8 protein-coding genes are annotated in these 5,306 nt (G+C 33.9%); 5 read left to right on the forward strand and 3 right to left on the reverse strand.

Annotated features, from left to right (window positions below):
- From AC1DPQ_RS16490 to AC1DPQ_RS16500, 3 genes are all read right to left on the reverse strand, one after another.
- The coding region (locus AC1DPQ_RS16490) for a response regulator (protein WP_477610273.1) at positions 1-335 on the reverse strand (335 nt) is incomplete at its 3' end.
- A 12-nt stretch (positions 336-347) separates the two neighbouring features.
- Entirely contained in the window at positions 348-788 is a 441-nt protein-coding gene (locus AC1DPQ_RS16495; RefSeq protein ID WP_477585870.1) for a response regulator, read from the reverse strand.
- Between the two features lie 8 nt (positions 789-796).
- A complete protein-coding gene (locus tag AC1DPQ_RS16500; RefSeq protein ID WP_477610274.1) occupies positions 797-2,173 on the reverse strand; it encodes a sensor histidine kinase in 1,377 nt (458 codons plus the stop codon).
- 766 nt (positions 2,174-2,939) lie between these two features.
- On the opposite strand from AC1DPQ_RS16500, the gene AC1DPQ_RS16505 reads away from it, so the two are divergent.
- The 5 genes from AC1DPQ_RS16505 to AC1DPQ_RS16525 all read left to right on the forward strand — a co-directional run bounded on the left by AC1DPQ_RS16505 (position 2,940) and on the right by AC1DPQ_RS16525 (position 4,977).
- Positions 2,940-3,278 carry a hypothetical protein gene (locus AC1DPQ_RS16505; RefSeq protein WP_477610275.1) on the forward strand — a complete coding sequence of 113 codons (339 nt, stop codon included), beginning with the start codon at positions 2,940-2,942 and terminating at the stop codon, positions 3,276-3,278.
- Positions 3,279-3,410: 132 nt separating this feature from the next.
- Complete coding sequence (locus AC1DPQ_RS16510; RefSeq protein ID WP_477610276.1) at positions 3,411-3,785, forward strand: DUF695 domain-containing protein; 375 nt, start codon at positions 3,411-3,413, stop codon at positions 3,783-3,785.
- Between the two features lie 63 nt (positions 3,786-3,848).
- Complete coding sequence (locus tag AC1DPQ_RS16515) at positions 3,849-4,400, forward strand: hypothetical protein (RefSeq protein ID WP_477585016.1); 552 nt, start codon at positions 3,849-3,851, stop codon at positions 4,398-4,400.
- 9 nt (positions 4,401-4,409) lie between these two features.
- Complete coding sequence (locus tag AC1DPQ_RS16520) at positions 4,410-4,703, forward strand: hypothetical protein (protein ID WP_477585017.1); 294 nt, start codon at positions 4,410-4,412, stop codon at positions 4,701-4,703.
- Between the two features lie 37 nt (positions 4,704-4,740).
- Entirely contained in the window at positions 4,741-4,977 is a 237-nt protein-coding gene (locus AC1DPQ_RS16525; protein ID WP_477585018.1) for a hypothetical protein, read from the forward strand.
- Positions 4,978-5,306: the final 329 nt, after the last annotated feature.

A 5,306-nucleotide genomic window follows, 5' to 3' on the forward strand; every position in this document is an offset into this window, starting at 1 on the left:
GTAAATAACTTAGCTTTAGAAACGTAATCAGTAACACCATCCTTAATTAGTTCTACAGCATTTTCTTCGCCAATAATGCCAGAAACAATTATAAAAGGTATGTGCGCATTTTTGTTCTGCTTAATCCTAAAAGCAGTTACTGCATCAAAAGATGGAAGTGAATAATCTGATAAAATAATATCTGGATTAAAATTAACTAAGGCATACTCAAAACTTACACGTGTTTGAACAATTTCATCAATAAAATCCAATCCCGCTTTCTTTAGTTCACGTTTCAGTAAATCGGCATCACTTTGATTATCTTCAACAATAAGAATTTTAAGCTTAGTTAACATTTGAAGCAACTGTTAGTTTGGTGATTGATTTGTTATCATCCAGTATAAGCCAATTTCTTTAATGGCCTTAAAAAAATTATCACTATCAACAGGCTTAACAATGTAACTGTTTACACCTAGTAAAAAGCATTTTTCAATATCAGGCCCTTCATTAGAAGAAGTGAGCATTACTATTGGGATTGACTTTGTTTCTGGGTCAGATTTAAGCTTTTCTAGTACCTGTATACCTGATACCTTTGGCATTTTAAGATCCAATAGTATTAATTTTGGAAACTCTTTTGGTTTGCGGTTTTCAAAATCACCCTTACAATAAATAAAATCTAATGCAGCTGCACCATCTTTAACATGGTAAAGTTTGTTGGTAAAACCACTTTTATTTAATGCCCTTATGGTTAATGCGGCATCATCTACACTGTCTTCTACAAATAAAATTTCAACGTTATCGTAATCCATATTTTTATTTAATTGGTGGTATGATTTAAACTGAAGTAAAAACAACTGCCTATATTTAGTGTTGATTCTGCCCAAACCGTACCATTATGTTTGTTGATAATCTTTTGTACAATAGCCAAACCTATTCCGGTACCTTCAAATTCTTCTTGAGAATGTAATCGCTGAAAAACACCAAAAAGCTTATCATAATATTGCATATCAAATCCAGCTCCCTCATCTTTTACACAATAAACATTCAGCTTATCTTTTGTGTAGGAGTCTATTGTTATTGTTGTGTTTTTTTTATGGCTAGCGTACTTAATGGCATTAGAGATGAGGTTAACCCAAACTTGTTTAATTAATGATTTATCTCCTTTGGCAGCCGGTAAAGCAGCAATTTTAAAATCAGGAATATTTCCATCTCCTTCAAATAATAGCTCTTCCCTTACCGTAGAAACTAGCTCAACCATATCTATATCGGCAAAAGCCACAGATTTTCTTCCCAATTTTGAAAAAGCAAGCAGATCGTCAATCAATTCGCCCATTTTTTTGGAGTTGTTCATTACCGATTGGAGAATTTTTATGCCATCAGCATCAAATTTATCACCATAATCTTCGGCTATTATTTTAGTGTAACCATTAATTGCTCTAATTGGTGCACGTAAATCATGAGATACAGAGTAGGAGAAAGATTCTAGTTCTTTATTAACCGCTTCTAATTGGGCAGTACGTTCAATTACTTTTTGTTCCAATTCATCATTAAGCTTACGTATATTATCTTGTGCAACTTTAAGCGCTCTATTAGCAGTAAGTAACTCGTTTGCTCGTTTCTCTTTTTCTTTATTCTGAAATGCTAATTCCTTATTGGCAATATTTAATTCTTCTGCTCTTTTGCCCTTTTCTTCGTTTTGAAAGGCAAGCTCTTCGTTGGCAATAATTAACTCATTAGCTCTTTTTTCTTTCTCCTCATTTTGAAAGATAAGTTCTTTGTTGGCAATAATGAGTTCGGCAGCACGTTTTTCTTTTTCTTCATTCTGAAAAGCCAATTCTTTATTGGCAATAACTAATTCGGCAGCACGGTTTTCTTTCTCCTCATTCTGAAAAATAAGTTCCTTATTCGCTATAATTAATTCAGCTGCTCTATTCTCTTTCTCCTCATTTTGAAAGGCAAGTTCTTTATTGGCAATAATCAGTTCAGCAGCACGATTTTCTTTCTCTTCATTCTGAAAAATAAGTTCTTTGTTGGCTATGATCAATTCAGCAGCACGATTTTCTTTCTCTTCATTCTGAAAATCAAGTTCCTTATTGGCGATAACCAATTCGGCGGCAAGTGTTTCGTTTTCATTAAACTGGGAAGCAATTTCTTTATTTGCAATAATCAATTTGGCAGAATCGTCCTTTTTCATATACTTAAATGCATTATTTTAAATAGAATTAAGTATAAGCTTACTTTTAAAGATTGAGTAATATTCGGTAGTAAGTTGCTAAAGCTAAGGTATTAAAAGCAGCAAAGCTCGATTTATAATTTTATTCTTAAAAAAGAGGTATAAATGAATGGTATGAATTAGTGTTTTTATAAATTTAACTAGCTGCTTTCTTTTTTACTACTCACAAAATAACTGAATAGTGCAGCAGTAAAAAACATAATTAGTCCGACCTGAAGGGATTGGTTAATTTGAAAAAGATCCAGATCGACAACAATAGTAGACTGACAGATATTAACTCTGTAGGGCAATTAGAAAAACTAGAACAGCTAGTTATATTTTTCTTAAAAATTTCAAAGCAGAATTTGGAAGAMCGGTATTAAGTCAGATGACAAGAATCCTGCCTAATTCAAATACAATAAAATTTAGCACTTTAATAAATTTTCTGGAAGAGCGGACCAAGATCGCATTAAAGATTAAGGGCATTGAGAACTGGAATTATTCTATTGCTAAGCTGGAAACACCTGATCGAATATCGTTGTAAAAAGCTATCAAATTTGTGTATGTTTAGCTGAATAGTACAAAAACGGAGAAGTAACGCCAAAAGGGAAAATTGGAAATTTGCTTTATTGAAGACTCCAACCAATAAAAAAAATAAATAATTTTGATGTAGAACAATAGCAATCCGGAAATTTTATGGAGTTGGATACTTCAGAAAATTGTTATGCTTGCTGCTAAAATGCTTAACATGTGGACACCTATTTCAATAGATGAGTTAGATACAAGAATCATACGTGGAGAATTAAAACTGAGTGGTCAAATATTAAGCTTCTGGAATCTCATAAAAATCAAGCCCAGTAAATGGCAGGAAACCGAATATGGAGACGAGGGCGGAGGATTTTGGGTTGTAGCAATCCTCGGTAATGCAGTAGTTTATTACAACGACATTGAGGAAGGCTTTAACGTATCAACATACCAGACTTATGGACATATTAGTGAATATTGGTGTGAGCAGAGCGAACTTGATTGGATAGTTAAACTGCTTTACAGGAGGATCAACGACGAAAAGCAAAAGCCTCGTAACTAACAATACTCCCCTAAAAAAGTGAACTTTTTAAACAAGTTTTTTGGAAACAAACCTCCTGTTGTTGATTGGGAGATGGTAAAATATTMGGATCAGATATATCCGAAACATTCTTTTACCCTCTTAAAGTTAACCATGCAAAATGGCAAGCTAGGCACTGGCTGGGTTGATAAATCATATAGAAAGTACGAGTTCAAAGGATTTTGCCCTTATCATATCGGGATAAGTATTGATCTCACTGGTAAAGTTGCCGAGAATAATCCCGACTTGGATATGGGTACAATTGAGGATTTCTTTTCAGATGAATTGAAGAGGATATGCATTTGCCACTTGGTTTCCAGGCTGGTATCAGACAGAGGAATGGAAATCGAATGTTATTCGGAAAAGAATGAACCTATCGAGCAATTTTTAAGAAAGGTTAGTCTTGCAGAAAACAGATTGGTATCTTTCACCTACGAAATAGATTTTGATCCGAAGTGGAAGCAAGTTAATAGGTTACTTAACATATAACCTATTTGGTTTTATTGAAGATATCAATAATTGAGCCCAGTAACTGAAAAGAGCGATTATACCATGAAAACCGAAATCGACATTTTATCTGATAGAGAAGTAGAAATTTGGGACTATGCTGAATCTCAAAATGGAACAATGGATTTTGTAACTAAAAAACTTTCCGCAGAAGAAATATTCGAGCAGTATCGAAATATTCATAAGTCTTATCTTGAACTGTATTTTCGCATTGATAATGAAACTGCAAAGCTTGAGATCTTAAAGCGAATGATATTTTTAAATTGGTACGCTCTGGTGGAACCGAGTTGTTATACAGGAATTGAAGATCTTGACAATGCAACCGTATCTGAATCGTATTCCATTTTAGATCAATATTTAATCAATGGAAAAATCGATGCAGAATTTAAGTGGATGTTATCTTTTTATTCCAGTTGGGATTACACTATACTTCCATTTTCAGAACATAAACTTGAAGCCTTAACTGCATTTGTAAAAGGGGTAGATACTTCCATTTTAAGCTGTCCTAAAAATCAGTTGCCAAAAGGCACAATGGATAACAGGGGACAGATGGGAATTTACTGGATAAGTATGTCGGTTGAAAAGAAGATTAACTAAAAGAAGCCAATGAATAGACTTACCGTAAGAATTATTGTACTAGAGCCAAGTGAATGGAACCAAGGTAACCTTTTCGGTGAAATTGTTTCCGAACGTGGCGGTGATAAGCTCAAGGTTCGGCTTACTCGACGCATTAAAGGGAGAACATTTTCCAGTAATATCTTGATGCTCACACCAAGTATGAAGAACGAAACCTTTAAACCATTACAGCAATATTATTCTGTGGGTGTTAACGGAAGCATAATAAACGAGCATACCAACGAAGAAGAATTTGTCATTTCTGGTAACGTAACTTATGACTAATTTTCCCCATAAAGTTATTTCAACTTACAGGGTCTTAATGAAAAAGGCCTTTAACGAAGATATTGATGAAGCCTGGATTGATTGGGCTTTGGAAATGATTCAGGCAGGCTATGAATCTGATAATCTTTATATGCTTGCAGGAATGACCAGCCCCTACCATCAGTTTGAAATGCAAAGGTTAACAGATAAAGTTTTCGCTGATCTTAATCTTGACTATGAGGACAAGGGATTGATGATTGCAAATTATGTCTATTACATTATTCAACTACTATAAATGAGCCAACCAGATATCTTTCAGTTCTTAGAGAAATCAAAGACATCTGCATTGCGTTAGATATGGAAAAAAAATACATGGATTTCTATTTGTTATACTCTGCGAAAAGTGATCTCAATGAATCAGAGGTACAGTGGTACTGGGATGGTGCAGACAGCACAAATATCGACCGAATAATTGGGAAGGTATTTGAGAATTATCTAGATAGGAATAAAAGTAAATAGTAGTTTTACTACAACTCGTAAATATTCAAATGAAATTTTTGACCAAAATATTATTACTTGTCATTATCGACTTCTGCATTATATGGGTCTGGGTGAGAACAATGG

The organism is Pedobacter sp. 01T416_2 (genome assembly GCF_056398925.1).

What these genes read in the sequence shown, in the direction of transcription:
- AC1DPQ_RS16495 (WP_477585870.1), bottom strand. Translation starts at nt 788, where the DNA reads ATGGATTACGATAACGTTGAAATTTTATTTGTAGAAGACAGTGTAGAT.
- AC1DPQ_RS16500 (WP_477610274.1), bottom strand. Translation starts at nt 2,173, where the DNA reads ATGAAAAAGGACGATTCTGCCAAATTGATTATTGCAAATAAAGAAATT.
- AC1DPQ_RS16505 (WP_477610275.1), top strand. Translation starts at nt 2,940, where the DNA reads ATGTGGACACCTATTTCAATAGATGAGTTAGATACAAGAATCATACGT.
- AC1DPQ_RS16510 (WP_477610276.1), top strand. Translation starts at nt 3,411, where the DNA reads ATGCAAAATGGCAAGCTAGGCACTGGCTGGGTTGATAAATCATATAGA.
- AC1DPQ_RS16515 (WP_477585016.1), top strand. Translation starts at nt 3,849, where the DNA reads ATGAAAACCGAAATCGACATTTTATCTGATAGAGAAGTAGAAATTTGG.
- AC1DPQ_RS16520 (WP_477585017.1), top strand. Translation starts at nt 4,410, where the DNA reads ATGAATAGACTTACCGTAAGAATTATTGTACTAGAGCCAAGTGAATGG.
- AC1DPQ_RS16525 (WP_477585018.1), top strand. Translation starts at nt 4,741, where the DNA reads ATGAAAAAGGCCTTTAACGAAGATATTGATGAAGCCTGGATTGATTGG.